The sequence below is a fragment of the Sphingopyxis sp. BE235 genome (assembly GCF_031457175.1).
GTDB lineage: Bacteria > Pseudomonadota > Alphaproteobacteria > Sphingomonadales > Sphingomonadaceae > Sphingopyxis.
The window spans coordinates 832,819-856,095 of sequence record NZ_JAVDWC010000002.1; the positions used below are offsets into that span (position 1 = coordinate 832,819).

Genomic DNA, 23,277 nt, shown 5'->3' on the forward strand with positions numbered 1-23,277 from the left:
ATGATCATCCCAGTCATATTATCGGGGGGTTCGGGCACGCGGCTCTGGCCCGTTTCGACCAATAGCGCGCCGAAACAGTTCCAGCCGCTGACGGGCAAGGGCAGCATGTTCCTGCAAACGCTCGACCGCGCGGTCGACCGGCGCCGCTTCGCCGCGCCGATGATCGTCTGCGGCCCGGCGCACGTCGCGCATGTCGAGGCAGATCTGCTGGCGGCGGGTGTCACCGACGCACGCATCGTCGTCGAGCCTGCCGCGCGCAACACCGCCCCCGCGATCGCACTTGCCGCGTGCGCGGCGCTTGCCGAAGATCCCGAGGCGACGATCCTCGTGATGCCCGCCGATCATGTCATGACCGACGTACCCGCGTTCCTGAGCGCCATCGAGGCCGCGATGCCGGCCGTAGAGGCCGGCGCGCTCGCGACCTTCGGCATTGCGCCGTCGCATCCCGAAACCGGTTATGGCTACATCGCCGCGGGCACCCCGCTCGCCGCGACACCGGGTATCTATGCGGTCCGGCGCTTTGTCGAAAAGCCGCCGCGCGACAAGGCAGAGGCAATGCTTGCCGAGGGCGGCCACTATTGGAATGCCGGTATTTTTCTGATGCGTGCCGACCGCTTCCTGGCCGAACTAGAAAGACAGCAGCCCATGATCGCGGCGTCCTGCTCGGCAGCGATGACGAAGGCGCGGCAGGACGGCGCGCGCGTCCATCCCGCATCCGATGCCTTTCTTTCCAGCCCTTCGGATTCGATCGATTATGCGGTGATGGAGGGCGCCGAACAGGTGGTCGTCGCCCCGGTCGATCCCGGCTGGTCCGACGTCGGTGGCTGGGCGGCGCTGCACGAACTGGGCGAAAAAGATGAACGCGGCAATGTTCGCATCGGCGACGTCATCGCGATCGACGCCGCGGATAATTATCTTCGCGCGTGCGAAGGAAAGCGCGTGGCCGTCGTCGGCGTTTCCGACATCATTGTCGTCACGCACGGCGACGATATCCTGATCATTCCGCGCGACCGCGCGCAGGAGGTCAAGGCGATCGTCGAATATCTGGCGGCCAACCCCTCGCGCTAAAAGGGGCGGCCGCCCTCCCCTTGCGGCCCCGCCCGCTATCTCCCATATCTCGGCGCATGAGCAATCCCCATGCGCAAAGTGCCGCGCCCTGGCACGGAACCACCATCCTTTCCGCCCGCAGCGCCGACAAGGTCGTCATCATCGGCGACGGTCAGGTGTCGATGGGCCAGACGGTAATGAAACCCAACGCCCGCAAAGTCCGCCGCCTCCACGACGGCAGCGTCATTGGCGGCTTTGCCGGCGCGACCGCCGACGCCTTCACGCTGTTCGAGCGGCTCGAAGCCAAGCTCGAACGCCATAACGGCCAGCTCCTTCGCGCCGCGGTCGAACTCGCCAAGGACTGGCGCACCGACAAATACCTCCGCAACCTCGAGGCGATGATGATCGTCGCCGACAAGGAGGTCACGCTGGTCATCACCGGCAACGGCGACGTGCTCGAACCCCAGGGCGGAATCGCGGCGATCGGATCGGGCGGCAATTTCGCGCTCTCGGCGGCGCGCGCGCTCGTCGATTATGAAAAGGATCCCGCGGTGCTCGTCCGCAAGGCGATGGAGGTCGCCGCCGACATCTGCGTCTACACCAACGACCAGTTCACCCAAGAAATCATCGAAATTCAGGCATAATCACATGAACAAGGATCTGACTCCCAAGGCGATCGTTGCTGCGCTCGATACGCACATTATCGGCCAGGATGCCGCCAAGCGCGCGGTCGCGGTGGCGCTGCGTAACCGCTGGCGTCGCCAGCAGCTTTCGGCCGACCTCCGCGACGAGGTGAGCCCCAAGAATATCCTGATGATCGGCCCGACGGGCTGCGGCAAGACCGAGATTTCGCGCCGGCTGGCGAAGCTCGCCGACGCGCCGTTCATCAAGGTCGAGGCGACCAAATTCACCGAGGTCGGTTATGTCGGCCGCGACGTCGAACAGATCGCGCGCGACCTTGTCGAGGAAGCGGTGCGGCTGGAGAAGGATCGCCGCCGCGAGGCGGTGCGCGCCGCCGCCGAAGAGGCGGCAATGGAGCGATTGCTCGACGCCCTCACCGGCAAGGGCGCCAGCGAGGCGACGCGCCAGAGTTTCCGCCAGCGCATCCGCGAAGGGCATCTCGACGAGAGCGAGGTCGAGATCGAGGTCTCCGATGCCCCCGGCATGCCGTTCGAACTGCCCGGACAGCCGGGACAGATGAGCATGATCAACCTGTCGGACATGCTCGGCAAGGCGATGGGCGGCCTGCCCAAGAAGCGCCGCAAGCTGAAGGTGATCGAGGCCGCGACGCGCCTTATCGAAGAGGAACAGGACAAGCGTCTCGACCAGGACGATGTCGCGCGGATCGCGCTCGCCGATGCCGAGGCGAACGGTATCGTCTTCCTCGACGAAATCGACAAGATCGCCGTCAGCGACGTGCGCGGCGGTTCGGTAAGCCGCGAGGGCGTCCAGCGCGACCTGCTGCCGCTGATCGAGGGCACGACCGTCGCGACCAAATATGGTCCGATGAAGACCGACCATATCCTCTTCATCGCCTCGGGCGCTTTTCATGTGGCCAAGCCGAGCGACCTGCTGCCCGAACTCCAGGGGCGCCTGCCGATCCGCGTCGAACTCGGCGCGCTGACCGAGGAGGATTTCGTGCGCATCCTCAGCGAGACGAAAGCCGGCCTGCCCGAACAATATGTCGCGCTGCTCGGCACCGAGGGCGTGACGCTGAACTTCACGGACGATGCGATCGCGCGCGTTGCGAAGCTCGCGGCCGAGGTCAACGAGAAGGTCGAGAATATCGGCGCGCGCCGCCTGCAGACGATCATGGAGCGGCTGGTCGAGGAAATCAGCTTTACCGCCGAGGACGTCGGCGGCACGACGCTCGAGATCGACGCCGCCTATGTCGAACGCCAGCTTGCGGAGATCGTCGGCGACACCGACCTCAGCAAATACGTGCTCTGACGTGCTGTTTTTCGGACGGAACTAGATCGGCTTTCTTTTCAGCCGGTCGATTGCCGAACTTCATTTGACTTTGCCGCGCGGTCAATGCGATGACTGCGCGGCACGATCGACATGGGTTGCGAACGGTCGGCACCGGAGACAGCAATGGCAGAAGAAGAGGTCGCCACCCAAGGCGAACTGGCGATTACGCGCACGGGCGATCGGCTGCGCCTCGCGCGCGAAGCGGCAGGGCTTTCGCTCGCCGATGTCGCAACGCGGACGCGCATCACCCAGCGTCACTTGGCGGCGATAGAAAAGTCCGATTTCTCGGAACTTCCGGGCCGTACTTATGTCACTGGCTTCGCACGCGCCTATGCCCGCGCCGTCGACCTTCCCGAAGCCGAGATCGGCGCCGCAATTCGCCACGAGCTCGAAGAAGACGCCTATGGCTCGCGTCCGCTGTACGAAGCCTATGAGCCGACCGATCCGGCACGCCTGCCCACCGCGCGGCTGACCTGGACGCTGGTCATCGTCACGCTGCTGCTGGCGTCGGCGTACGGCGTATGGCGTTTCCTGTCGGTCGAGCCCGACGAAGCACTGATCGCCGCGCAGAATCGCGCCGCCGATGCGTCGGAAGCACCGCAGAGCGATGCTGCGACAACCCCGGCGACCAAGGCCGCAACCGGGCAGTCCGCCGTCGCCGCGAATGCACCGGTCGTGCTGACGGGCGTTTCGGAAGTCTGGATCGGCTTCGACGACGCAAAGGGCAAGACCGAGAATTGGCGCACGCTCGACGCCGGCGAAACCTATCAGGTCCCGCCCGAATATATCGAACAGTTCACGCTGCGCACGAGCATCCCGCAGGCGCTCAAGGTCACCGTCGGTGGCCGCGACATCGGCCCGATCGGCCCCGCCGATACGCTGGTCAAGAATGTCTCGCTGAAGCCCGCGGATCTGGTAGCGCGCGCCGAAGGCAATGGCGCCGCGGCTCCGGCGGCGGGACCACGCCCCAAGGGCTGAACCGCCGATCATTCGGGCCGGCTCGAGCGGCAGTGCACCGAAATGGGTTTGCGCTGCCGTGCTTTGCCGCGTTATGAGCAACGAAATGGTTAATTAGTGGGGACCTAACGGCAGATGATGATGCGTCAGATCACTTTCCTGGGAGCGGCAACAATTGCGCTCGTCGCGGCGATGCCTGTGGCGGCGCAGGACAATGGCGTCGTCAAGCGGGTCGAACGGCTCGAAAAGGAAATGCGCGCGGTGCAGCGGTCGGTTTTCCCCGGCGGCAGCCCTACCTTCTTTGAGGGCGAGATTGCTCCCGACAACACCCCCGGCGAGCGCGCGCGCACCAACGCCCCGGTGATCGACCTGACCGCGCGCGTCGATGCCCTCGAATCGCAGCTGCAGGCATTGACCGGCCAGACCGAACAAAATGCCTTCCATCTCCGCGAACTCGAAAAGCAGTTCACCGCGTACAAGGCCGAAATGGACAAGCGCTTCGCCGATCCGGCGGCGGTGTCGGCGCCGACCGCGACGCCCGCCGGCCTCGCCCCGACGGTGAAGCCGCCGGCAGCGACGACCACGGTCGCGGCAACCCCGGTGAAGAAACCCGCCGACAAGCCGGCGGCGAAGCCCGCGACTACCGACGCCGCGCGGCTCGCGCTCGTCAAGAAGGTCGAGGTTCCCGCAAGCGGCAACGAAACCAAGGACGCGTACGACTATGGCTATCGCCTGTGGGAAGCGAAGCTCTATCCAGAAGCGCAGGCGCAGCTGAAGACGGTCGTCACCAAATGGCCGAAGAGCAGCCAGGCGAGCTTTGCGCAGAATTTGCTCGGCCGCTCCTATCTCGACGAAGGCAAGCCGAGCCTCGCCGCGGTCGCTTTTTACAACAATTACAAAGATCGCCCGAGCGGCGCGCGCGCGCCGCACAGCCTGATGTATATGGGCGTCGCGCTCGACAAGCTCGGCCGCAAGGCCGACGCCTGCAAGGCGTTCCGCGAACTCGACGAAGTCTATGGCGACAAGGCGCCGCAGGATGTCCGGACCGATGCTGCCGCCGCAAAAACAAAAGCAGGTTGCTGACCGCGACGCCGCGGACCGGCTGGCCGGCGATCTCGCCGCGCTCGTCGGGTCCGACTGGCACCGCCTCCATTATGGCATCGCCGTTTCGGGCGGGCCCGACAGCATGGCGCTGCTCTGGCTGATGGCGTCCTTGCTGCCCGGACAGGTCTGGGCGGCGACGGTCGACCATGGCCTGCGCAAGGGCTCGGACGATGAGGCGCGCATGGTCGCGGGCTTTTGCAAGCGCGAGCATATCCCGCATTCGACGCTGCGCCCGCCAACGCCGATCAAGGGATCGCAGCAAGCCGCAGCGCGCACCGAACGCTACCGCCTGCTCGAACAATGGCGCGAAGCCAAGGAACTCAAGCATATCGTGACGGCGCACCATGCCGACGATCAGCTGGAAACGATCGTCATGCGGCTCAATCGCAGCAGCGGCGTCGGCGGGCTCGCCGCGATCCGCGCGCGCAACGGAGCCATCCTGCGCCCGCTGCTGCACTGGCGGCGCAGCGAACTCGTCCATCTGGCGCTCGAAAACGACCTGCCCTTTGTCGACGATCCGTCGAACAGCGACGATCGCTTCGACCGGGCGCGGCTGCGCCATGCCCTTCAATCGCAGACCGCGCTCGACCCCACCGCCGCCGCCAAATCGGCGGCATGGCTTGCCGAAGCCGACGAGGCGCTCGACTGGGCGGTCGAGCGGCTGATCGCATCCTGGCCCGATGCGTCGGACATCGCGGTGATCCGCGACGATGGCTATCCGCCCGAGATGTTTCGCCGCATCGTCGCGCAGCGGCTGCGCGCCAACGCGCCGCAACTCGTGCTGCGCGGCGCCTCGCTCGACGGGGTGATCGCCGCGATGCACGAGGGGCGACGAGCGATGGTCGGCGCACTGCTGATCGATGCGGTGCGCGGCCTCGAAGGGACGATCTGGCGTATTTCCGCGGCGCCGCGCCGGAAAGCAGCGAAAAAGGGCTGATTGCCTCATTGTCATTTAACCCGATTATCCTATCTTGTGCGGATAGGAGCGCAGTACCGCGCCGTTGAGGAACGAATCCGAATGCAGGACGACAAGGAACCGCAGGGCAACCCCTGGATGAAGAGTGTGATGATCTGGAGCGGCATTCTGCTTGCGATGCTCCTCGTCGCCTCGATGTTCGGCGGCGCTTCGCAGCCTGTCGGCAATCCGCTTGCCTATTCCGAGTTCCGGCAAAAGGTCGAGGAAGGCGCCGTCAAGGATGTCGTGCTGTCCGAAGACAAGGTGACGGGCACGCTGTCGAACGGCGACCGGTTCAGCGCCAACGTCGTGCGCGATCCCGAACTGCTCAAGATGCTCAACGACAATGGCGTCAAATATGACGGCAAGGCGACCGAAGCACCGAATTTCTGGATGTATATGCTCGTCCAGTCGCTGCCCTTCCTCCTCATCCTCGGCATCGCCTTTTTCGTCTTCCGCCAGGTCCAGAAGAACAACGGCTCGGGCGCGATGGGCTTCGGCAAATCGCGCGCCAAGATGCTGACCGAAAAGCAGGGTAAGGTGACCTTCGACGACGTCGCGGGCATCGATGAAGCACGGGAAGAGCTCGAAGAAATCGTCGAGTTCCTGCGCGATCCGACCAAATTCTCGAAACTCGGCGGCCAGATTCCGAAGGGCGCGTTGCTCGTCGGCTCGCCCGGCACCGGCAAGACTTTGCTCGCCCGCGCGATCGCGGGTGAAGCGGGCGTTCCCTTCTTCACCATTTCGGGTTCGGACTTCGTCGAAATGTTCGTCGGTGTCGGCGCCAGCCGCGTCCGTGACATGTTCGAACAGGCGAAGCGCAATGCGCCGTGCATCGTCTTCATCGACGAAATCGACGCGGTCGGCCGCCATCGCGGCGCCGGCCTCGGCAACGGCAACGACGAGCGCGAGCAGACGCTGAACCAGCTGCTCGTCGAAATGGACGGTTTCGAAGCCAACGAAGGCATCATCATCGTCGCGGCGACGAACCGCCCCGACGTGCTCGATCCCGCGCTGCTGCGTCCGGGCCGCTTCGACCGCCAGGTCGTTGTGCCGCGCCCCGACATCGAGGGCCGCCAGAAGATCCTCGAAGTCCACACGCGCAAGAAGCCGCTCGCACCCGACGTCGACCTCCGCCGCGTCGCGCGCGGAACGCCGGGCTTCTCGGGCGCCGATCTGGCCAATCTTTGCAACGAAGCCGCGCTGCTTGCCGCGCGCAAGGGCAAGCGCCTGATCGCGAACGACGAGTTCGAAGAGGCGAAGGACAAGGTCATGATGGGCGCCGAACGCCGCTCGATGGTGATGACCGAGGACGAGAAGAAGTCGACCGCGTACCACGAGGCTGGCCACGCGCTCGTCTCGCTGCACGTCGATGGCTGCGACCCGCTCCACAAGGTGACGATCATCCCGCGCGGCCGCGCGCTGGGCGTGACGTGGAACCTGCCCGAACGCGACCGCTATTCGACCAATATGAAGCAGATGAAGGCGCGCCTCGCGCTCTGCTTCGGCGGCCGCATCGCCGAACAGCTGATCTACGGCAAGGATGAGCTGAACACGGGCGCGTCGAACGACATCCAGCAGGCGACCGACATGGCGCGCTCGATGGTCATGGAATATGGCATGTCCGAAAAGCTCGGCTGGCTGCGCTATCGCGACAATCAGGACGAGGTGTTCCTCGGCCACAGCGTGTCGCGCGCGCAGAATATGTCGGAGGAAACCGCCAAGCTGATCGACGCCGAAGTCCGCCGCCTCGTCGAGGAAGGCGAAAAGGTCGCGCGCAAGGTGCTGACCGACAATATCGACGAGCTTCACCTGCTCGCCGGTGCGCTGCTCGAATATGAGACGCTGTCGGGCGAGGAATCGAAGCGCGCAATCAAGGGCGAAGACATTGGCCGCGAAGACGAAGCGGGCAAGCGCGGCACTCCGGTGTCGGGCCATGCCGGCGGCATCCCGCAGATCAAGCGCAAGCCGCGGCGCCCCTTCGGCGACGCCAACCCGCAGGGCGCCTAGGCTCTTCGATTCAGGGACTATTCATTGGCTGGGGGCAAGCTGCGGCATATGACCAATTGGAAATATGCGCGCATCTTGCCTCCCCTTCTCGCCGCTCCCTTCCTCTGCGCGATGGCGCCGGGCGACATGAGCGTCGCGGCGTTCCTCGCGCGCGCGACGTCGCTCGAACGCCTCGGCCCGCTCGCGCTCGCGACCCCGCAAGGCAACCAGCTCAAGGGCGAAGTGGTCGCCGCGGGCAAACGCTATAAGGCGCGGATCGATGCCGAACGCCGCGCCGGTCGCAAGACGACAAGTTGCCCCCCTGAATCGGGGAGCCTGACCCCCGATCAATGGCTTTCCCACCTCCGCAGCTATCCCGTCGCCGCGCGCAAGTCGGTCAGCGTCTATTCGGCATTCGATGCGCTGATGAAGAAACGCTATCCCTGCCCCGCCTGATGCGTCAAAGGTGCGACCGGGACCACAAAGGAGACGGCGATGATCGGCAAAGCGTGGAATGCCCTGGCCCTGGCGGCCCTTTTCACGGCGGGTGTTCAGTCGGCGGGGGCGCAGGGAACCGGTTCGCTGACAAGCAAGATCGAACTCGAAAAATCGACCGCATCGTCGGACGGCCAACCGCCGAAAAAAACCTATGTTGCGCCCGATGTGGTCGTCCCGGGCGACCGCGTCCGCGTCGCGCTCACCTTCACGAACAACGGCGCCGCCCCCGCGGCAGGGCTCAATCTGGTCAATCCGATCCCCGACGGCCTGATGTTCGACGACACCGCCGATACGGCGGGTTTCGGCGTTTCGACAGACGGCGGCAAGACGTTCGGCGCACTCGCGGCGCTGACGGTGCCCGTCGGCGGCGCGGCACCCCGCCCCGCGACGGCCGCCGATGTGACGCATGTCCGCTGGCTATGGCCCGACGCGATCGCCCCGGGGCAAAGCCGCTCGGTCGCCTTTTTCGGCCGGGTTCGGTGACCCGCTGAATGACCATTTATTGCGATGAATCGGGCGGCCTCAACGCCGGGGCGATGACCTTTTCGGCGGTGATGCTGACCCCCAAGGCCGCGGCCGACATCCACGCACGCTTTCGCAGCGTGACCGGGCTGCGCGGCGAGCTGAAAGGCAGCCGGATCAGCATCGTCGAGCGTGCCTATCTGCTCGAGCTTTTCGATCGCGCCGGCGGCCGCGCATGGGTAGCCGTCGCCGAGCGCGACAAGCTCGCGCAAAACCCGGGCGGCACGCTGCCCAGCGACCTCGCGCTCTATGGCGCCTTGCTCAACAGCGCGGTTGGCCACTGGCTGCCCGAAACCGGCGGCGTCTGCACCGACGTGGTGATCGACGACGGGCGCTATGATCCGAAGATTCTATCGCATGTGCGCGAGGAGATACAGGCGGGGCTCGGCCAATGGGGCCGTGCGTCGCTCGCCGACAGCAAACGCAGCGACGGGGTCCAGATCGCCGACGTGATCGCGAACAGCCTGTTCAATATCACGGTCGGTTCGCCGCGCGCGCATCGCATCCAGCGGATCATCGAACCCATGCTGGCGTCAAAGGCCATCCGCATTGCCGAGTTGACCGAGGTCGACTGACACAAAAAGGGCCGCAGTTTCCTGCGGCCCCCTTGGTGATCGGATTATACAGCGCTTATTCGAAGTCGCTGCCACCACCCGCGGGGCTGCGCGGCGGCGCAGCGGCGGTCAGGCGAAGCGCTTCGGCCGAGCGGCTGATCGAGCTGATTTCATCGGGCGTATCGTCATCGTCGACGACGACCTTCTGCATCGAACCGACGAGCGTTTCCTTCAGATCCTTCGGACGCACGGTCTGTTCGGCGATCTCGCGCAGCGCGACGACCGGGTTCTTATCGCGGTCGCGATCGACGGTCAGCTCCGAACCGCCCGAAATCTCGCGCGCGCGATGCGCGGAGAGCAGGACCAGGTCGAAACGGTTGGGAACTTTGTCGACGCAATCCTCGACGGTAACGCGGGCCATATTGTTTCCTTAGGTATAGGAGAGGCCAGCCCTTTGGAGGGGCATGGCGGCAAGCGCTGCGCGCTAGCAGCACCGCCGGGCGATGTCAATCAAAGCGCTGCCCTTGCGGGCTTTGCAGACACCGGCCTATGAGCGGTTGATGACCGAAGCCTGCGCACCCGTCGACTTGTCCGAACGACTGACGGCGGACGTGGCTGGTCACCGGCTCGAGCTGATCTTCGACGGCGGCGAGCGGCTGACCCGGCTGCTCGACCTGATCAACGGCGCGGCGCACAGCATCGACATCATCATGTATATTTTCGAGGGCGACGCCGCGGGCGTGCGCATCGTCGACGCCTTGCTGGTTGCCGCCAGACGCGGCGTGCGCGTGCGCGCGGTTATCGACAGCTTCGGGTCGGGCGACACGCCCGACGGCCTGTTCGCGCCGCTTCGCGAAGCCGGCGGCAGCGTTACCTTTTTCTCGCGCCGCTGGCGCTCGACCTATTTGATCCGCAACCACCAGAAACTGGTCCTGATCGACGATCATGTGGCGGTAACCGGCGGCTTCAACATCGCCGACGATTATCTGAGCCCCCCGCGCAGCGATTGCTGGTTCGACATCGGGATGATCGTCAAGGGACCGAGTATCGCACGCGCGGCGCTATGGTTCGACGAAATCCATGATTACACCGTCAACAACGACGGCAAACTGCTGATGTTGCGGCGACTGATCCGCGAATGGCCGATCGACAATGGCGCGATATCCTGGCTGGTCGGCGGCCCCACCCAGCGGCTGTCGCCCTGGGCCCGCGCGGTGCGCGCTGACCTCGAAAACGCGCGCCAACTCGACATGGCGATGGCCTATTTTTCCCCGGGCCAGGGCATGCTCCGCCGCCTCGGACGCGTCGCGCAGCGTGGGCGGGCGCGCTTCGTGATGGCAGGCAAATCGGACAATGCAGCAACGATCGGCGCATCGCGCCTGCTCTACGGCTATTTACTGCGCAAATCCGCCGATGTGTGTGAATATCAGCCGTGCAAACTGCACATGAAGCTGATCATCATCGATGATGTCGTCTATATCGGCTCGGCCAATTTCGACGTGCGCAGCCTGTTCGTGAATGTCGAGGTAATGGTGCGGATCGCCGACGCGGGCTTTGCCCGACAGATGCGCGGTTTCGTCGCGGAAATGCGGTCCGATTGCGAAGTCATCACACCGAATTCGCACAAGGCACGCGCCGGTTGGCTGACGCGCATCCGCTGGACGCTCGCCTGGTTCGTGGTCGGCATCGTCGATTATACGGTGTCGCGAAAATTGAACTTCGGGCTCGGCGATCCCGACCCGGAAGTTTAGTCCTTCCAGCCCCAGAACAGGAAGCAGGGCGGAACATTGACCCATTCGAACGCATTGTCGATACGATTGAAGTGGACGGCCAGGAAATCGCGCGCGCGGGCGCGGAACTGATAGACAAGGAACGCGCCGCCGGGGCGAAGCACGCGGTGCGTCGCGGCGGCAATCGCCGGGCCGACGCCGGCGGGAAGCGTCGAAAAAGGCAAGCCCGAAAGGACATAGTCGGCGTGCTCGAAACCATGCGCGCGTACGATCTCTTCGACATCAGAGGCCGAGCCGTGGACCGCGATGAAGCGGCTGTCGCGGATGTCCTTACGCAGATAGTCGATGAAATCCTCGTTGGTGTCGATCGCGATCAGCGTCGCATCGCCGGCCATATGTTCGAGTATGGGGCGGCAAAAGGTGCCGACGCCCGGGCCATATTCGACGAAGAGCTTCGTGTTCTTCCAGTCGACGGGCTTCAGCATGTGGCGGATCAGCGTCGGCGACGACGGCACGATCGATCCCACCATGACCGGATGCTTGATGAAGCCGCGGACGAACATGCCCCACGGTCCGAAAAAGCGTTTTACCCCCTCGCGAACCCGGCGGGTCAGCGGGGCTTTTGTTTCTTGGGCCTGCGCCCGCGGATTGGTCATGTTGGCTTTCGCGTTGTTGCGGTTGCCAAAGGCGTGGCAAAATCGGCGCGTTGGCGCAAGGAAAGAGTCTGTCTTGACTCTGGACAGCGGGGCGCCCGCGTGTAGGGAGAGGCGGCGTTACCGACCAAAGCCAAGGAGGGGGCGAACATGGCGACGACATCGCATTCCATCCCCTCCGACCGTATGGCGGTGCTTTTTGCAGTGATGCTGGTCGCCGCCGCGGGTAACACGGCGATGCAATCGATCCTGCCCGCAATTGGCGCCAAATTGCGCATCCCCGACGTCTGGGTCAGCCTGGCGTTCAGCTGGTCGGCGCTGCTCTGGGTGCTCACCGCGCCGCATTGGGCGCGCCAGTCGGACAAGCGCGGCCGCAAGGCATTGATGGCGCTCGGCGTCATCGGCTTCCTGTCGTCGATGGCCTTGTGCGGGCTGACCCTCTGGGCCGGACTTCAGGGCTATCTCGCCGCGGGGGTCACCTTCATCGTCTTCGCGGTGTTTCGCAGCCTCTACGGCGGCTTCGGCTCGGCGTCGCCCCCCGCGGTGCAGGCTTATGTCGCCGCGCGCACCGATCCCGAGCAGCGGACGCAGGCGCTTTCGCTCGTTTCCTCGTCCTTCGGGCTCGGCACCGTCATCGGCCCGGCGATCGCTCCCTTCTTCATCCTGCCGATCGTTGGCCTCGCCGGGCCCTTGCTCGTCTTTGCGCTGATCGGCCTCGGCGTGCTCGTCATGCTGCGCTGGCGCCTGCCCGACGACATGCCCCGCTATGCCGCGCGCGGCGCGATCGTTTCCTATCCCACCACGGGTGGCTCACCGCAGACCGCCGCCGAAGAAACTGAGGACCAGATCATCGATCAGGCCGTCGACACCCCTCCCCTTCGCTGGACCGATACGCGCGTGCGGCCGTGGTTGCTCGCCGGCCTGTTCGGCGGGCAAGCGCAAGCGATGGTGCTCGGCGTGATCGGCTTCCTGATCCTCGACCGCCTGCACTTGCGCCTGCGTCCCGACGAGGGCGCCGCGATGACGGGGATCGTATTGATGGCGGGAGCCTTCGCAACGCTGCTGTCGCAATGGGGGTTGATCCCGCTGCTCAAGATGTCGCCGCGTACCGCGGTGCTTTGCGGCGCCAGTCTCGGCGGGCTCGGGACGGTGATGACCGGCCTGTCTTATGACTTCCACGGCATCATCATCGGCTTCGCCCTCGCCTCGCTGGGCTTCGGCCTCTTCCGCCCCGGCTTTACCGCCGGCGCATCGCTATCGGTGCCGCGCCGCGATCAGGGCAGCGTTGCGGGGATGACCGCGTCGATCAACGGGTCGGCCTATATCGTATCGCCCGCGGTCGGCGTGCTTCTCTATAACTGGCACCCGATGGCCGCTTACGGTCTGATGGCGAGTTTTTGCGGCTGGCTGGTCCTGTGGGGCTGGTCGGCGCTGAAACCGAACCAGCCCAAGGGACAACAGCTTTAGTCGGCCGTATCGTCGTGCTTGCGCTCGCGCACGGGCTTAAGCATGCCGGGCGCGAAGAAGCCGATCGGATCGACGCTCATCGCGGCCTGCTTGATCTCGCCCTGGATCTTTTCATAATCCTTTTCCATCGCCTCGGTCACCGACGCCCGGGTGTCCTTCAGCGCCGCTTCGAAATCCTCCATCGTGACCGTGTCGCTGTCGAGTGAGCGCTTGAGCGCGGCAAGCCCCGCACGCCGCGTCAGATCTTCGAGGTCTGCACCGGTGAAGCGATCCGACTTTTCGGCGAGCACCGCGAGGTCGACATCCTTCGCGAGCGGCATCTTGCTCGTCTGGATTTCAAGGATACGCCGGCGCCCTTCCTTGTCGGGCACCGCGACGTAAATCAGTTCATCGAGCCGGCCCGGACGAAGCAACGCCGGGTCGATCAGATTCGGACGGTTGGTGGCGCCGATGACGACCACCGACTGCATCTCCTCGATCCCGTCCATTTCGGCGAGGATCGTGTTGACGACGCGTTCGGTCACCTGTGGTTCGCCCGACGCGCCGCTGCCGCGCGCGGGCACCAGGCTGTCGAGTTCGTCGATGAAGATGATCGTCGGCGCAACCGCGCGTGCGCGGGCGAACAGACGCGCGATCTGCTGCTCGCTCTCGCCATACCATTTCGAAAGCAAATCCGACGATTTGATCGAGATGAAGTTCGCATCGGATTCGCGTGCCGCCGCCTTCGCCAACAGGGTCTTGCCGGTTCCGGGGGGCCCATAAAGCAGAAAGCCCTTCGCCGGACGAATGCCGAGCCGACGAAAGGCCGCAGGGTTCTTCAGCGGCAGTTCGATCCCCTCGATCAGCTTGTCGCGCGCGGCGTCGAGCCCGCCGATGTCGCTCCACCGCGTCTTCGGCGCCTGCACCATCACTTCGCGCATCGCCGACGGCTGGACGCGTTTCAGCGCGTTGTTGAAGTCCTCGCGCGTGACGCGCAATTCCGCGAGCACCTCGGGGGGGATCGTGCCCTCCTCAAGGTTGAGCTTGGGCATGATCCGCCGCACCGCCTCGATCGCGGCTTCGCGCGTCAGCGCCGCCATGTCGGCGCCGACGAAGCCGAAGGTCGTGCGCGCAAGTTCGGCAAGGTCGACATTCTCGGCGAGCGGCATGCCGCGCGTATGGATGCCTAGGATCTCGCGCCGGCCGCTTTCATCGGGAACGCCGATCACGATCTCGCGGTCGAAACGGCCCGGACGCCGCAGCGCCTCGTCGATCGCGTCGGGGCGATTGGTCGCCGCGATGACGACAAGGTTCGTTCGCGGCTCCAGCCCGTCCATCAACGTCAGCAATTGCGCGACGAGGCGCTTCTCGGCTTCGCCCTGCACCTGCCCGCGCTTCGGTGCGATCGAATCGATCTCGTCGATGAACAGGATCGACGGCGCCGACTTTGCCGCCTGCTCGAACACGTCGCGCAGCCGTTTTTCGGACTCGCCATAGGCGCTGCCCATGATCTCGGGGCCGTTGATCAAGAAAAATTGCGCGTCGCTTTCGTTGGCGACCGCGCGCGCCAGCCGCGTCTTGCCTGTTCCCGGCGGTCCATGCAGCAGCACCCCGCGCGGCGGATCGACGCCGAGGCGCTGGAACAGTTCGGGGTAACGCAGCGGCAGTTCGACCATTTCGCGAAGCTGGTCGATCGTATCGCCAAGCCCGCCGAGATCGTCGTAAGTGACGTCGGTGCGGCGCGCGTCGTGCGGCTCCTGATATTCGGGAAGCAGTTCGATTTCGGTATTCTCGTCAATGAAGACGATTCCCTTGGGGGTCGCCGATACGACGAGCAGGCGTACTTCGGCGAGCGCATAGGCGGGTGCGTTGAGCATCTGGCGAAGCTGCGGCGGCATGTCGCCCGACTCCAGCCGCTGCTGCCCTGCGGTCGCAACCGTATCGCCTGCGACCACCGGCCGGCCGAAGAAGCTGCGCTTCAAGGCATTGGCCGAGCCCTGCAGGCGAAGATTCTCCTGCGCCGGAGCGAATATGACGCGCGTCGCGGGGCGCGGTTCCACGCGGCTCAGCACAACCATATCGCCCGCGCCCGCGCCCGCATTGGCGCGCAGCAGGCCGTCGAGCCGGATGACTTCCAGCCCTTCATCCTCGGCATAGGGAAGCACGACGCGCGAGGCTGTCTCGCGTTTGCCGCTGATCTGGACGATATCGCCTTCGGTGACGCCAAGTTCGGCCATCGCGGAGCGCGGAATACGGGCGATTCCTCCCCCGCTTTCTTCGGCGCGTGCATTCGCCACCTGCAGTTTGACCTGTTTTTCTTTTACCGCTGCGTCGGCCAAGGCGTGTCTCCCGCAAAATAGTCAGAATGCCGAAGATAGGATGGTCGTTCCCGATTTGCGACCCCCGGCACCACAGCCATTTATGACGCACTGCACAAAATTCTGGCATGTCCGGCAAGGTCATGTCATCATCGGCACCCGATATGCCACGCCTTCCCCCCATCAGCAGCATGGAGGCCTTTCTCGAGGTCGCCCGCCACGGCACGGTCAAGGCGGCCGCAATCGAACTCGGCCTGTCGATGCCCGCTTTGTCGCGCCGCATCCAGACATTGGAGCATACCGTCGGCCGGCCGCTGTTCAACCGCCACCACCACGGACTCAGCCTGACCGAAGCGGGCCGGGCGCTGCACGAACAATTGTCGCCGATTCTCGACGAATTGCGTAACGTGATCGAACAGGTCGGCAGCCCCGACGCCTCGCTGCGCCTGCACCTCAACGTCCTGCCGCTTTTCGCGCAGCAACGCCTGTTCCCCCGGCTTCCCGAGCTTCGGCGCCAGCACCCCGAACTGCATATCGACATCGACACCATGTCGCATGCCGAAGCCCGGCTGGGCGACGGCATCGACGCCGCGATCGCGCTCGCACGCTCGATCGACCCCGTGCTCTATGCCGCGCGGCTCGACCAGGACAAGGTGTTCCCGATTGCCTCGCGGACATTGACCGACGGCGATCGCGCGATCGCCGTGCCCGAACAGATGCAACGGATGACCGTCCTGCTCCATCGCGAGATGCCGGAGACCTTCGCCGAGTGGAAAAAGGCGATCGGCATGCCCTATCTGGAGCCGGCAGGGATCGATTATTTCGATTCGGGACCGCTGATGCTCGAAGCTGCGGCGCAGGGCATCGGCGTCGCCTTCATGCACGGCCATCATTTCGACGATGCGCACGACCCGCGCCTCGTCCGCCTGTTCGATTTCGACGTCGATAGCCCGTACAGCTATTGGTTCGTGTGCCGCCCCCGCGCGCTGCGCCAGCCGGCGGTCAAGCTGTTCCACGACTGGTTGCTCGCCGCGAAGATATAGCATCATGAATACGATGCGGACAGGCACGACGGACCCGTCGACGACGGGAATTGCACTCGCCACATAAGTGCGCGACAAGGCTGCGACCCTCTAAGCTTCATCAAGCTCGGGAAGGCTGCAAAATGGATCTGGTGAATTTCGCACGTCGTTCGCGGTTCATCCGTTCGGTCTTTTCGCTCCCGTTATATGGGCGGAACAGGTGGATGGGATATCGGCAGGCGCCCGCCAAAGCCGTTCTCGATCGCGTCGAGGGTCTCGTCGCATCGGATGTCCGGCTGAGAGTCGAAGAGTTTGACGGCGAATTCATACTGGGGCCGCGCTCGCATATCCTTCGGCGTCTTCTTTCCCAGGGCTTTTACGAACCCCAATTGGTGCAGCTTTTCCTGTCCCATCTGATGCCCGATCGTGATGTTGTCGATGTTGGCGCGAACGTCGGCTTTTTTTCGGTTCTGGCGGCGAAGCGGCTGACGACGGGGCGCGTCCTCGCCGCAGAGCCCACAACGGCCGCATTTTCGCGCCTCTCGCAAAATGTCACGATCAACGATGTCGAGACGAAGGTCATATTGTACAACGGCCTGGTGTCGAACGAGGCGAGTTTGGCAACGCTGGACATCGTTCCGGGCCGCGAAGAATATTCGTCCATGGGAGGAATCGTGCACCCGTCGGTAGTTGGCCAGGCCGTGCAGACCGAAACGGTTCAGGCCAGGCCCCTCGACAGCCTCGTTGCCGAGAATGGGCTGCGGCCTGCCGTCATAAAGGTGGACGTCGAAGGCGCGGAAGGCATGGTCTTCGAGGGCGCGCAACAGACTTTGCGCGATTATCGGCCTGTGGTCCTTTCCGAATTCAGCCGCCCGTTGCTCGCAAGGAACGGATCGTCACCCGAAGCGATTATCGCGCTCTTCGATCGCTGCGGCTACGATGTCCACAATCCCTTCGATCGATCCGCGAGCGCCGGCGCGATCGATTTCGACGAGATCATCGCAATTCCCCGTCCGGCCTGAAAACTTTAATCCGATCGGCTGGCCCGCCTGTTCCGCGTACCCGGGATGCCCGATTCTGGAACGCGCGACAGGATTATCCGCCTTCGCCGACTGCGGATATGCAGCAGGTTTGCGCGGTAAAATCGCGACGACCTTGCGCGGCGTTTTCAATGCGCGGCTGCCGTGCGAGCTTCCGATTCTTCAGGAAAATGGTGCTGCTGGACAGGATTGAACTGTCGACCTCGTCATTACCAATGACGCGCTCTACCACTGAGCTACAGCAGCAACCGGGATGCCGGCAAACGGATGTTCGCTGGGCAGGCGCGGCCTATGACGGGGCGCCTTGCGCCTGTCAAGGTGCGAGGCTTGACGATATGGCGATTTCGCGGGCATGGCTCATAGCGTGAGCAAGACGCCCTCCCCCTCCGATATCGAACGCGAACGCCGCCTCGCCGAGGCGCTGCGCGCCAATCTGCGCAAGCGCAAGGCGCAGGCGCGCGATAGCAAGGCCGAAACACCGCCTAAAGACTGACGGTCACCGTCACGTCGTCGCCCTCGGCGATCCCCTCGGCCTTTCGCACCATCGCCTTGACCGGCAGCAACCAGCCGCCACTTTCCTTGTGCGGAAAGACCGACGTCTTCCAACGCGTGCCGCCGATATTCGCCTCGACACGCGCAGATCCGAATCCCTTTCGCCCGTCGAGCCACTGCCCGGTCATCGCCGCCATGCGAATCCCATCGGCCGCCTCACCGGCGATCGTGACGAAGAACCACGCGGCGGGCGCGGTCGCCGATTGCCAGCGCCAGAGCGGCGTTGTGACGGTGAAATCCTCCAAGGAATTACTTCGCGGCGACCGGGCGTACCGGCACCGGGATATTGCAGATATCGGCGCCGCCCGCCGGCGTGATGAAGAAGGGATCGCGCCGGTTCTGCCGCGCATCGGCATAGCGCGCAAAGCTGTCGCTTTCGGTGGACAGATATTCGAAGCGGGGCTGATCTGCGGCGGGCAGTTCGGTCGCAACGCGAAGCGACGTGATCGCGACGCGTTCGGCCGCATCCTCGTAAAAGCCGAGCGCGCCCGTTCCACGCGGTAAGCTCGACAGATGCTCGATCCCGCTGATGACGCGCCCGACGACGGCGATATTGCGGTCGAGATGGCGTGGTGCATGGCCGATTACGGCGTAAAGCTCCGCGCCAGATCCGGTATCGGGCGACAGGTTACGGCCGACACCGACCGCACCATAGCAATGGAGAGGCCAACGACTGTCCGGCACCTGAGCGCTGGAATATCCGATCGGCCATCCGGATTCGAACATGACGCCCGGCGCGTAAGCGTCCGCCATCGACGCACCGCCGAAAATATCGCCCTTCCCTGCCTGTTCGAATTGTTTCGCCCGCCGATTAGCCTCGTCTTTCGATAGCCGGATCGCTGGCTTGCCATCGACGGCCGCCTGTCCGCTTGCCGGGTCGGAGGCAACATAACGGCTTTCCGACACCGCGGTCAGGCCGGTGGGCAACGCCTTCTTCTCGGTCGCATCGCCCCATTGCGCGACATAATTGTCCTGCACGCGGTTGACGCTCGTTCCGTCCCACCAGTGCGCGGCGGCGAGCTTGCGGATATTGCCGATCCATCCCTGACTGAACGGCGCTGGCATCAGCTGGATGACGACGCGGCGCGGCTTGCCCTTCGCATCGGGCGCGAGGTCCATCACCAGCAGGTCCGACGGTGCAATGGCGACCCAGTCGCTCGCCGGCGCGGCGGCGGCGATCTCCCCCGGTGATGGGATCGACGCCGGCTCCGCGGCGTATGCGGGAGGGATGAGCGACGCGGCAGCAACGGCCGTCAGGAACAGATGTTTCATGGGCCGATGTCTGCCACGCCCAATCGGCTTGCGAAAGCCCCGCCAAGCGATTAGGGCGCCCGTTCCAGAGCATGCGGAGCGGTGGCCGAGTGGTCGAAGGCGCTCGCCTGGAAAGTGAGTATACGTCAAAAGCGTATCGAGGGTTCGAATCCCTCCCGCTCCGCCACCCCAACAATATTCCGGTCAAATCGGCACGATCCTCGGTGGAGCCTCCGCTTTTCGCGTGGTCAACAGGGCCAAGCAGCCGTTGATCCATTTGTGGTCGAAAATGTCAAAATCCGGGCACAATATGTTAGCTTGGATGCTCGAAACACGATCCCCCTAGCGGTTTCGAACGCCACGCCGTAAAGGCGCGGCCATGCGGATCGCGATCATCGACACCAGCACGACGCGCGCGGCGATCATCTCCGATGGTTTGCGCGAGGCGGGGCTCGACGATCTGGTGCTGATCGATCCGGCGGGCGCGCTGGTCGCGCAAATCGAAGCGGCGAAACCCGAAGTCTTATTGGTCAATCTGGAAAATCCCAGCCGCGATCTGCTCGAGGATTTCTTTGCCATGTCGCGCGCGCTCGCCCGGCCGATCGCGATGTTTGTCGACCAGAGCGATACCGAGGCGACCGGCGCCGCGATCGACGCGGGGGTGTCGGCCTATGTCGTCGACGGCCTGTCGAAGCAGCGGATCAAACCCGTCATCGATCTCGCGGTGCGCCGTTTTCAAGCCTTTTCGCGGCTCCAGCGCGAGCTCGACGAAGCCAAAAATGCCCTGGCCGAACGCACGGTGATTGATCGCGCCAAGGCCATACTGATGAAACGCCGCACCATCGACGAGCCCGCCGCCTACGCGCTGCTGCGCGGCCAGGCGATGCGCACCAACCGCCGGATCGCCGAGATCGCCGAGGCGATCGTCACGAGCGACGCGCTCCTGGGAGATATGGAATGAGCGCCGAAACATTCCGCATCGGATTCCTGCCGCTGGTCGATGCCGCACTGCCGATCCTCGCGCATGAGCTGGGCTTTGCGGCGCGCGAAGGGATCAGCATCGAACTGGTCCGCGACATGACATGGGCGACGGTGCGCGACCGGCTGCTCTATGGCCACACCGACGCTGCGCACATGATCGCGCCGCTCGCGATCGCGACCGCGCTCGGCCGCGACCGGCCGGCGGTGCCGATGGCGGTGCCCTTCGTGCTCGGTCTCAACGGCAATGCCGTGACCTTTTCGACCCGGCTCGCGAAAGATGTCGGGCTCGGCGATACACTCGGCGACCCCGCGGCGATCGGCGTAGCGCTCGAACGCGTCGCCGCCGCGCGGAAGGTGGCGGGCAAACCGCTACGCTTTGGCGTGGTGCACCGCTACTCCAGCCATAATTACATGCTGCGCTACTGGCTCGCCGGGGTGGGCATCCGCCCCGACGCCGACGTTGAGATCGTTGTGACCAGCCCGCCCTTCGCCGCCGATGCACTCGCCGCGGGCGAGGTCGACGGCATATGCGTCGGCGAGCCGTGGAACTCGATCGCGGTCGAGCGCGGCGTCGGACATATCGCGCTCGCCACCGCGCAAATCTGGCGGCGCGGCGTCGAAAAAGTCCTCGCGATGCGCGAAGCCGTCATCGACGAGCGGCGCGATGCCGTCGAGGCGCTGCTGCGCGCGCTCCACGCCGCCGCCGCCCATTTCGTCGCACCCGGCACCGCCGAAGAAAGCGCCGACATATTGGCGCGGGCCGAATATCTGGGCGCCTCGCGCGACGCGGTGCTGCGCGCGATCACCGACCGCATCCGCCTCGTCCCCGGCGGCGAGCCGATCCACTATCCCGACTTCATGTTCCAGTATCGCGAAGCCGCTAATTTCCCGTGGCGCAGCCAGGCCGCATGGCTTTATTCGCAGATGCTTCGGTGGGACCGGGCCGACTATTCGCCCGCCGATGCCGCGACAGCCGCCGCAGTGTTCCGCCCGGACGTTTATCGCGCCGCACTGGCGGGATCGGGCGCGCCTCTTCCCGGCGCCAGTTCAAAGCTTGAAGGCGGGATCGGCGAGCCCCTTGGCGCCGGGTCGACACAGGGCCGCCTTGTGCTCGGCAGCGACCGCTTTTTCGACGGGCGCGCCTTCGATCCCGACGATATTCAAGGCTACCTATCTGATTTTAGCTAGGTTTATTCCTGCATTCGAATTTATGCTGCACCTGCGAAATAACAAGTTGCGTGCCATCTGCGAATCAGGCAGTTTAAACGCACTCGGCAACGCTGCCGGGGCAGGATAAAGCGGCTACGGCTCCAACGACGGGGCCGGTCCGCGCGGCAGGCAGGGAGCCTTTTCCCTGCACTCCAACAGGCAATGAAGCCGTCAGGATGCGCCCGCGTGGCCGCCGTCCTGGCGGCTTTTTTATTGCCCGTCGCACAAGGGGACGGACGATGACGGACATGACAAGCGGCGCCGGCGCCGGCGCAAAATCGAACTTCTGGGCCAGCGGCCACTGGCCGACACTGGTCGCGGCCTTTCTCTATTTCGACCTCGCCTTCATGGTGTGGGTCATCCTCGGGCCGCTCGCCCCCGCGATTTCTGAAGACCTCGGGCTCACCCCGGCGCAAAAGGGGCTGATGGTTGCGGTGCCGACACTGGCGGGCGCGTTGCTCCGCGTCGTCAACGGCCTGCTCGTCGACCGCATCGGGCCGAAGCGGTCGGGCGCGATCAGCCAGCTCATCGTCATCGCCGGGCTGTTTTCCGCGTGGGCGATGGGGGTTTCAAGTTTTGCCGGCACGCTCGCGCTGGGCATCGTCCTCGGCTTCGCGGGCGCGAGTTTCGCCATCGCATTGCCCCTCGCCAGCCGCTGGTATCCGCCCGAGCATCAGGGCAAAGCGATGGGCCTCGCCGGGATGGGCAATTCGGGCGTTGTGCTCGCCGCGCTTTTCGCACCCGGCCTCGCCAAGCTGTTCGGCTGGAACGCCGTCCTCGGCCTCGCGTGCATCCCGCTGACGATTGTCTTCTTCGTCTATCTCGCGATGGCGAAGGACGCGCCGAACGCGCCAGCACCGAAGAAGCTGGCTCATTATTTCGAACCGCTCAAGACCGCCGACGCCTGGTGGCTGATGGCCTTTTACGCGGTCACGTTCGGCGGCTTCGTCGGACTCGCGGCGTCCTTGCCGATCTATTTCACCGACCAGTTCCACCTGACCCCGGTGATGGCGGGTTATTGCACCGCGGGCTGCGTCTTCGCCGGATCGCTCGTGCGTCCGATGGGCGGCGCGCTCGCCGACCGGATCGGCGGGGTCAAGGCGCTGATGATGGTCTTCGTCGTCGCGGCGCTGGCGATTGCCGGGGTGCCGCAGGCCGACACGCTGCCAGCCGCGCTCGGCCTGTTCGTGATCGCGATGCTCGCGCTCGGCACCGGGAATGGCTCGGTCTTCCAGCTCGTGCCGCAGCGCTTTTCGGCCGAAATCGGCGTAATGACCGGGCTTGTCGGCATGGCGGGCGGGGTCGGCGGTTTCTACCTCGCCTCCTCGCTCGGCTTCGCCAAGCAATGGGCGGGCACCTTCGCCCCCGGTTTCTATATCTTCGCCGGCCTTGCGGTGGTCGCCCTCGTCGCACTGATGTTCGTCAAGGGCCAGTGGCGCCGGACCTGGGGCGCGGCCGAAGGCGTGCGGATCTGATCG

General features: G+C 64.8%; 23 protein-coding genes and 2 tRNA genes. 19 read left to right on the forward strand and 6 right to left on the reverse strand.

Going from position 1 to position 23,277, the window contains the following annotated elements; all coding sequences use genetic code 11:
• The 10 genes from J2X38_RS11195 to J2X38_RS11240 all read left to right on the forward strand — a co-directional run bounded on the left by J2X38_RS11195 (window position 1) and on the right by J2X38_RS11240 (window position 9,618).
• Window positions 1-1,068, forward strand: a complete 1,068-nt coding sequence (locus J2X38_RS11195; protein ID WP_310254052.1) for a mannose-1-phosphate guanylyltransferase/mannose-6-phosphate isomerase — start codon at window positions 1-3, stop codon at window positions 1,066-1,068.
• A gap of 56 nt (window positions 1,069-1,124) precedes the next feature.
• Entirely contained in the window at window positions 1,125-1,691 is a 567-nt protein-coding gene (hslV, locus tag J2X38_RS11200) for an ATP-dependent protease subunit HslV (RefSeq protein ID WP_310254054.1), read from the forward strand.
• A 4-nt stretch (window positions 1,692-1,695) separates the two neighbouring features.
• Window positions 1,696-2,997 (forward strand): ATP-dependent protease ATPase subunit HslU, encoded by a 1,302-nt coding sequence (gene hslU / locus J2X38_RS11205; RefSeq protein ID WP_310254055.1) that lies wholly within the window; start codon window positions 1,696-1,698, stop codon window positions 2,995-2,997.
• A 144-nt stretch (window positions 2,998-3,141) separates the two neighbouring features.
• Entirely contained in the window at window positions 3,142-3,996 is an 855-nt protein-coding gene (locus tag J2X38_RS11210) for a helix-turn-helix domain-containing protein (protein ID WP_058538301.1), read from the forward strand.
• A gap of 114 nt (window positions 3,997-4,110) precedes the next feature.
• On the forward strand, window positions 4,111-5,058 hold the full coding sequence (locus J2X38_RS11215; RefSeq protein ID WP_058538300.1) for a tetratricopeptide repeat protein: 948 nt from the start codon (window positions 4,111-4,113) through the stop codon (window positions 5,056-5,058).
• Window positions 5,012-6,016 carry a tRNA lysidine(34) synthetase TilS gene (gene tilS / locus J2X38_RS11220; protein ID WP_310254058.1) on the forward strand — a complete coding sequence of 335 codons (1,005 nt, stop codon included), beginning with the start codon at window positions 5,012-5,014 and terminating at the stop codon, window positions 6,014-6,016. The genes J2X38_RS11215 and tilS overlap by 47 nt, the downstream gene beginning before the upstream one ends.
• Window positions 6,017-6,097: 81 nt before the next feature.
• Window positions 6,098-8,044: an ATP-dependent zinc metalloprotease FtsH gene (ftsH, locus tag J2X38_RS11225; protein WP_310254060.1), complete on the forward strand. Its 1,947-nt coding sequence runs from the start codon at window positions 6,098-6,100 to the stop codon at window positions 8,042-8,044.
• A gap of 48 nt (window positions 8,045-8,092) precedes the next feature.
• Window positions 8,093-8,479: a hypothetical protein gene (locus J2X38_RS11230; protein ID WP_310254062.1), complete on the forward strand. Its 387-nt coding sequence runs from the start codon at window positions 8,093-8,095 to the stop codon at window positions 8,477-8,479.
• A 39-nt stretch (window positions 8,480-8,518) separates the two neighbouring features.
• Window positions 8,519-9,004, forward strand: coding sequence for a hypothetical protein (locus tag J2X38_RS11235; protein WP_310254065.1), 486 nt, complete (start codon window positions 8,519-8,521; stop codon window positions 9,002-9,004).
• Between the two features lie 8 nt (window positions 9,005-9,012).
• Complete coding sequence (locus tag J2X38_RS11240; protein WP_310254067.1) at window positions 9,013-9,618, forward strand: DUF3800 domain-containing protein; 606 nt, start codon at window positions 9,013-9,015, stop codon at window positions 9,616-9,618.
• A gap of 55 nt (window positions 9,619-9,673) precedes the next feature.
• Here J2X38_RS11240 and rpoZ read toward each other — a convergent pair whose 3' ends face one another.
• Window positions 9,674-10,018, reverse strand: a complete 345-nt coding sequence (gene rpoZ, locus J2X38_RS11245) for a DNA-directed RNA polymerase subunit omega (RefSeq protein ID WP_037515032.1) — start codon at window positions 10,016-10,018, stop codon at window positions 9,674-9,676.
• A 139-nt stretch (window positions 10,019-10,157) separates the two neighbouring features.
• Between rpoZ and J2X38_RS11250 the strand changes: the two genes are divergently transcribed.
• The gene (locus tag J2X38_RS11250; RefSeq protein ID WP_310254071.1) at window positions 10,158-11,348 is read left to right on the forward strand and encodes a cardiolipin synthase B; all 1,191 of its coding nucleotides are present in this window, start codon (window positions 10,158-10,160) and stop codon (window positions 11,346-11,348) included.
• On the opposite strand, the gene J2X38_RS11255 is transcribed toward J2X38_RS11250, so the two are convergent.
• Window positions 11,345-11,983: a class I SAM-dependent methyltransferase gene (locus J2X38_RS11255; protein ID WP_137888726.1), complete on the reverse strand. Its 639-nt coding sequence runs from the start codon at window positions 11,981-11,983 to the stop codon at window positions 11,345-11,347. The genes J2X38_RS11250 and J2X38_RS11255 overlap by 4 nt on opposite strands.
• A gap of 147 nt (window positions 11,984-12,130) precedes the next feature.
• Here J2X38_RS11255 and J2X38_RS11260 point away from each other — a divergent pair, with 147 nt between their 5' ends.
• Entirely contained in the window at window positions 12,131-13,447 is a 1,317-nt protein-coding gene (locus J2X38_RS11260) for an MFS transporter (protein WP_310254073.1), read from the forward strand.
• Here the strand turns inward: J2X38_RS11260 and J2X38_RS11265 are convergent.
• A complete protein-coding gene (locus tag J2X38_RS11265; RefSeq protein WP_310254075.1) occupies window positions 13,444-15,765 on the reverse strand; it encodes a CDC48 family AAA ATPase in 2,322 nt (773 codons plus the stop codon). The two genes, J2X38_RS11260 and J2X38_RS11265, sit on opposite strands and share 4 nt — an antisense overlap.
• Window positions 15,766-15,908: 143 nt before the next feature.
• On the opposite strand from J2X38_RS11265, the gene J2X38_RS11270 reads away from it, so the two are divergent.
• Both J2X38_RS11270 and J2X38_RS11275 read left to right on the forward strand, forming a co-directional pair.
• Complete coding sequence (locus J2X38_RS11270) at window positions 15,909-16,787, forward strand: LysR substrate-binding domain-containing protein (protein ID WP_058538588.1); 879 nt, start codon at window positions 15,909-15,911, stop codon at window positions 16,785-16,787.
• A 122-nt stretch (window positions 16,788-16,909) separates the two neighbouring features.
• The gene (locus J2X38_RS11275; RefSeq protein WP_310254078.1) at window positions 16,910-17,788 is read left to right on the forward strand and encodes an FkbM family methyltransferase; all 879 of its coding nucleotides are present in this window, start codon (window positions 16,910-16,912) and stop codon (window positions 17,786-17,788) included.
• A gap of 189 nt (window positions 17,789-17,977) precedes the next feature.
• Here the strand turns inward: J2X38_RS11275 and J2X38_RS11280 are convergent.
• A tRNA-Thr gene (locus tag J2X38_RS11280) sits at window positions 17,978-18,052 on the reverse strand.
• A gap of 118 nt (window positions 18,053-18,170) precedes the next feature.
• Here J2X38_RS11280 and J2X38_RS11285 point away from each other — a divergent pair.
• Window positions 18,171-18,299 (forward strand): hypothetical protein, encoded by a 129-nt coding sequence (locus J2X38_RS11285; RefSeq protein WP_269433257.1) that lies wholly within the window; start codon window positions 18,171-18,173, stop codon window positions 18,297-18,299.
• Here the strand turns inward: J2X38_RS11285 and J2X38_RS11290 are convergent.
• Window positions 18,289-18,603: a DUF1905 domain-containing protein gene (locus J2X38_RS11290; RefSeq protein ID WP_310254079.1), complete on the reverse strand. Its 315-nt coding sequence runs from the start codon at window positions 18,601-18,603 to the stop codon at window positions 18,289-18,291. The two genes, J2X38_RS11285 and J2X38_RS11290, sit on opposite strands and share 11 nt — an antisense overlap.
• A gap of 4 nt (window positions 18,604-18,607) precedes the next feature.
• Window positions 18,608-19,630, reverse strand: a complete 1,023-nt coding sequence (locus tag J2X38_RS11295) for a peptidylprolyl isomerase (RefSeq protein WP_310254081.1) — start codon at window positions 19,628-19,630, stop codon at window positions 18,608-18,610.
• Between the two features lie 75 nt (window positions 19,631-19,705).
• Here J2X38_RS11295 and J2X38_RS11300 point away from each other — a divergent pair.
• The 4 genes from J2X38_RS11300 (at window position 19,706) to J2X38_RS11315 (ending at window position 23,274) form a co-directional block, all read left to right on the forward strand.
• Window positions 19,706-19,796: transfer RNA gene (locus J2X38_RS11300), tRNA-Ser, on the forward strand.
• Between the two features lie 192 nt (window positions 19,797-19,988).
• Window positions 19,989-20,570, forward strand: coding sequence for an ANTAR domain-containing protein (locus J2X38_RS11305; RefSeq protein WP_310254083.1), 582 nt, complete (start codon window positions 19,989-19,991; stop codon window positions 20,568-20,570).
• Entirely contained in the window at window positions 20,567-21,778 is a 1,212-nt protein-coding gene (locus tag J2X38_RS11310; protein WP_310254085.1) for a CmpA/NrtA family ABC transporter substrate-binding protein, read from the forward strand. The genes J2X38_RS11305 and J2X38_RS11310 overlap by 4 nt, the downstream gene beginning before the upstream one ends.
• A gap of 260 nt (window positions 21,779-22,038) precedes the next feature.
• Window positions 22,039-23,274 (forward strand): nitrate/nitrite transporter, encoded by a 1,236-nt coding sequence (locus J2X38_RS11315; RefSeq protein WP_310254087.1) that lies wholly within the window; start codon window positions 22,039-22,041, stop codon window positions 23,272-23,274.
• Window positions 23,275-23,277 lie beyond the last annotated feature (3 nt).

What these genes read in the sequence shown, in the direction of transcription:
- J2X38_RS11295 (WP_310254081.1), bottom strand. Translation starts at nt 19,630, where the DNA reads ATGAAACATCTGTTCCTGACGGCCGTTGCTGCCGCGTCGCTCATCCCT.
- J2X38_RS11255 (WP_137888726.1), bottom strand. Translation starts at nt 11,983, where the DNA reads ATGACCAATCCGCGGGCGCAGGCCCAAGAAACAAAAGCCCCGCTGACC.
- J2X38_RS11305 (WP_310254083.1), top strand. Translation starts at nt 19,989, where the DNA reads ATGCGGATCGCGATCATCGACACCAGCACGACGCGCGCGGCGATCATC.
- J2X38_RS11270 (WP_058538588.1), top strand. Translation starts at nt 15,909, where the DNA reads ATGCCACGCCTTCCCCCCATCAGCAGCATGGAGGCCTTTCTCGAGGTC.
- J2X38_RS11310 (WP_310254085.1), top strand. Translation starts at nt 20,567, where the DNA reads ATGAGCGCCGAAACATTCCGCATCGGATTCCTGCCGCTGGTCGATGCC.
- J2X38_RS11315 (WP_310254087.1), top strand. Translation starts at nt 22,039, where the DNA reads ATGACGGACATGACAAGCGGCGCCGGCGCCGGCGCAAAATCGAACTTC.
- J2X38_RS11230 (WP_310254062.1), top strand. Translation starts at nt 8,093, where the DNA reads ATGACCAATTGGAAATATGCGCGCATCTTGCCTCCCCTTCTCGCCGCT.
- J2X38_RS11240 (WP_310254067.1), top strand. Translation starts at nt 9,013, where the DNA reads ATGACCATTTATTGCGATGAATCGGGCGGCCTCAACGCCGGGGCGATG.
- J2X38_RS11210 (WP_058538301.1), top strand. Translation starts at nt 3,142, where the DNA reads ATGGCAGAAGAAGAGGTCGCCACCCAAGGCGAACTGGCGATTACGCGC.
- rpoZ (WP_037515032.1), bottom strand. Translation starts at nt 10,018, where the DNA reads ATGGCCCGCGTTACCGTCGAGGATTGCGTCGACAAAGTTCCCAACCGT.
- hslU (WP_310254055.1), top strand. Translation starts at nt 1,696, where the DNA reads ATGAACAAGGATCTGACTCCCAAGGCGATCGTTGCTGCGCTCGATACG.
- ftsH (WP_310254060.1), top strand. Translation starts at nt 6,098, where the DNA reads ATGCAGGACGACAAGGAACCGCAGGGCAACCCCTGGATGAAGAGTGTG.
- J2X38_RS11195 (WP_310254052.1), top strand. Translation starts at nt 1, where the DNA reads ATGATCATCCCAGTCATATTATCGGGGGGTTCGGGCACGCGGCTCTGG.
- J2X38_RS11275 (WP_310254078.1), top strand. Translation starts at nt 16,910, where the DNA reads ATGGATCTGGTGAATTTCGCACGTCGTTCGCGGTTCATCCGTTCGGTC.
- hslV (WP_310254054.1), top strand. Translation starts at nt 1,125, where the DNA reads ATGAGCAATCCCCATGCGCAAAGTGCCGCGCCCTGGCACGGAACCACC.
- J2X38_RS11260 (WP_310254073.1), top strand. Translation starts at nt 12,131, where the DNA reads ATGGCGACGACATCGCATTCCATCCCCTCCGACCGTATGGCGGTGCTT.
- J2X38_RS11215 (WP_058538300.1), top strand. Translation starts at nt 4,111, where the DNA reads ATGATGATGCGTCAGATCACTTTCCTGGGAGCGGCAACAATTGCGCTC.
- tilS (WP_310254058.1), top strand. Translation starts at nt 5,012, where the DNA reads ATGTCCGGACCGATGCTGCCGCCGCAAAAACAAAAGCAGGTTGCTGAC.
- J2X38_RS11235 (WP_310254065.1), top strand. Translation starts at nt 8,519, where the DNA reads ATGATCGGCAAAGCGTGGAATGCCCTGGCCCTGGCGGCCCTTTTCACG.
- J2X38_RS11250 (WP_310254071.1), top strand. Translation starts at nt 10,158, where the DNA reads ATGACCGAAGCCTGCGCACCCGTCGACTTGTCCGAACGACTGACGGCG.